Origin of the sequence: Thioclava kandeliae (assembly GCF_040297545.1) — a bacterium.
In the GTDB taxonomy this organism is placed as follows: Bacteria; Pseudomonadota; Alphaproteobacteria; order Rhodobacterales; family Rhodobacteraceae; genus Thioclava; species Thioclava kandeliae.
Genome location: NZ_JAYWLC010000052.1, coordinates 2,501 through 5,696 on the forward strand (window position 1 = coordinate 2,501; position 3,196 = coordinate 5,696).

Genomic DNA, 3,196 nt, shown 5'->3' on the forward strand with positions numbered 1-3,196 from the left:
TTTGATACAGGAAGAAGTCTATCTTCTTCTGGATCAAATCAAGCGCGAGAAGGGCGTTTGGTGGATGCCTTGGCAGTAAGAGGCGATGAAGGACGTGATACTCTGCGATAAGCCATGGGGAGCTGAGAATAAGCTTTGATCCATGGATCTCCGAATGGGGAAACCCACCTGAATGTTCGTTGTAATTACTTCGGTAGCTTACAACTTGCATAACCAGGGACTTATTACCTGAATACATAGGGTTTTAAGAGCGAACCCGGGGAACTGAAACATCTAAGTACCCGGAGGAAAGGAAATCAATATGATACTCCGCTAGTAGTGGCGAGCGAACGCGGATCAGCCGAGCCTTGAGAGTGAGTAGAATGGTCTGGAATGTCCAGCAATATGGGTGATAGCCCCGTATACGAAGCTCAACGGGACGAATTAAGTAGGGCGGGACACGTGAAATCCTGTCTGAAGATCGGAGGACCACCTTCGAAGGCTAAGTACTCCTTACTGACCGATAGCGAACCAGTACCGTGAGGGAAAGGTGAAAAGCACCCCGACGAGGGGAGTGAAACAGTTTCTGAAACCGGACGCCTACAAGCAGTCGGAGGAGCCTCGAGCTCTGACGGCGTACCTTTTGTATAATGGGTCAACGACTTGGTCTTACGAGCAAGCTTAAGCCGATAGGTGTAGGCGCAGCGAAAGCGAGTCTTAACAGGGCGTCGAGTTCGTGGGATCAGACCCGAAACCGAGTGATCTAGCCATGTGCAGGATGAAGGTTGGGTAACACCAACTGGAGGTCCGAACCGACACCCGTTGAAAAGGGTCCGGATGACGTGTGGCTAGGGGTGAAAGGCCAATCAAACTCGGAGATAGCTGGTTCTCCGCGAAAGCTATTTAGGTAGCGCGTCGATTGTATTCTCCCGGGGGTAGAGCACTGCATGGATGATGGGGGCCCACAGCCTTACTGAGTCTAAGCAAACTCCGAATACCGGGAAGAACTGATCGGCAGACACACGGCGGGTGCTAACGTCCGTCGTGGAGAGGGAAACAACCCTGACCAACAGCTAAGGCCCCCAATTCGTGGCTAAGTGGGAAAGCATGTGGGACTTCCAAAACAACCAGGAGGTTGGCTTAGAAGCAGCCATCCTTTAAAGATAGCGTAACAGCTCACTGGTCTAGTTAAGAGGTCCTGCGGCGAAGATGTAACGGGGCTCAAGCCACGAGCCGAAGCTTTGGATGCACTGTGAAGTGCGTGGTAGCGGAGCGTTCTGTGATATAGAACGCTGCCTCCTTATCTCCTTCGGGAGTATTGGAGGCAATGTTCTGACTGTGAAGCCGGGCTGTAAGGCATCCGGTGGAGTGATCAGAAGTGAGAATGTTGACATGAGTAGCGACAAACAGGGTGAGAGACCCTGTCGCCGAAAGTCCAAGGGTTCCTGCTTAAAGCTAATCTGAGCAGGGTAAGCCGGCCCCTAAGGCGAGGCCGAAAGGCGTAGTCGATGGGAACCAGGTTAATATTCCTGGGCCGTGAGATGGTGACGGATCTGAACCGTTGTTCGACCTTATCGGATTGGTCGGGCAGCCTACAGGTCCCTGGAAATAGCCTCTCTATAAGACCGTACCCGAAACCGACACAGGTGGACTGGTAGAGAATACCAAGGCGCTTGAGAGAACCACGTTTAAGGAACTCGGCAAAATGCCTCCGTAAGTTCGCGAGAAGGAGGCCCCATCTGTAGGCAACTATAGGTGGGGGGCACAAACTAGGGGGTGGCGACTGTTTACTTAAAACACAGGGCTGTGCGAAGCCGTAAGGCGACGTATACAGTCTGACGCCTGCCCGGTGCCGGAAGGTTAAAAGGAGGGGTGCAAGCTCTGAATTGAAGCCCCGGTAAACGGCGGCCGTAACTATAACGGTCCTAAGGTAGCGAAATTCCTTGTCGGGTAAGTTCCGACCTGCACGAATGGCGTAACGATCTCCCCGCTGTCTCAAACGTGGACTCAGCGAAATTGAACTGTGTGTCAAGATGCACACTACCCGCGGTTAGACGGAAAGACCCCATGAACCTTTACTACAGCTTCACACTGGCATCAGGATTGTGATGTGCAGGATAGGTGGTAGCCTTTGAAGCCGGAACGCTAGTTCCGGTGGAGGCATCCTTGAGATACCACCCTTCGCACTCTTGATGTCTAACCGCGGTCCGTTATCCGGATCCGGGACCCTGTGTGGCGGGTAGTTTGACTGGGGCGGTCGCCTCCCAAAGAGTAACGGAGGCGCGCGAAGGTGGGCTCAGACCGGTCGGAAATCGGTCGTTGAGTGCAATGGCAAAAGCCTGCCTGACTGCGAGACTGACAAGTCGAGCAGAGACGAAAGTCGGCCATAGTGATCCGGTGGTCCCAAGTGGGAGGGCCATCGCTCAACGGATAAAAGGTACTCTGGGGATAACAGGCTGATGGTGCCCAAGAGTCCATATCGACGGCACCGTTTGGCACCTCGATGTCGGCTCATCTCATCCTGGGGCTGGAGCAGGTCCCAAGGGTACGGCTGTTCGCCGTTTAAAGAGGTACGTGAGCTGGGTTTAGAACGTCGTGAGACAGTTCGGTCCCTATCTGCCGTGGGTGTAGGATACTTGAGAAGAGTTGCCCCTAGTACGAGAGGACCGGGGTGAACGGACCACTGGTGGACCAGTTATCGTGCCAACGGTAGTGCTGGGTAGCTATGTCCGGACAGGATAACCGCTGAAAGCATCTAAGCGGGAAGCCCCCTTCAAAACTAGGTATCCCTTGAGGGCCGTGGAAGACCACCACGTCGATAGGCTGGAGATGTAAGTGCAGTAATGCATTCAGTTGACCAGTACTAATTGCCCGATTGGCTTGATTTGATCCAGTAGTAGACAGACACTCCTACAGATCAAAATCATGCATACGAACACAACTTGACTTGGACGCTCTTTATTCGGTTTGGTGGTCATAGCGCTGGCTATACACCCGGTCCCATTCCGAACCCGGCCGTTAAGGGCCAACACGCCAATGGTACTGCGTCTCAAGACGTGGGAGAGTAGGTCACCGCCAAACCTAATAAAGAGCGTCATTCATCTCTATAACGATACCCCCCCAATCAGACACATCCTTACGCGGGATGGAGCAGCCCGGTAGCTCGTCAGGCTCATAACCTGAAGGTCGTAGGTTCAAATCCTACTCCCGCAACCAA

General features: G+C 53.3%; 1 tRNA gene and 2 rRNA genes. All 3 read left to right on the forward strand.

The features are described from left to right. The first annotated feature begins 36 nt into the window (after positions 1–36). The 3 genes from VSX56_RS20240 (at position 37) to VSX56_RS20250 (ending at position 3,195) form a co-directional block, all read left to right on the forward strand. Positions 37–2,867: ribosomal RNA gene (locus VSX56_RS20240) — 23S ribosomal RNA — on the forward strand. 78 nt (positions 2,868–2,945) lie between these two features. Next, positions 2,946–3,060: ribosomal RNA gene (gene rrf / locus VSX56_RS20245) — 5S ribosomal RNA — on the forward strand. A 58-nt stretch (positions 3,061–3,118) separates the two neighbouring features. Then, positions 3,119–3,195, forward strand: a tRNA-Met gene (locus VSX56_RS20250). The last annotated feature ends 1 nt before the right edge of the window (position 3,196 follow it).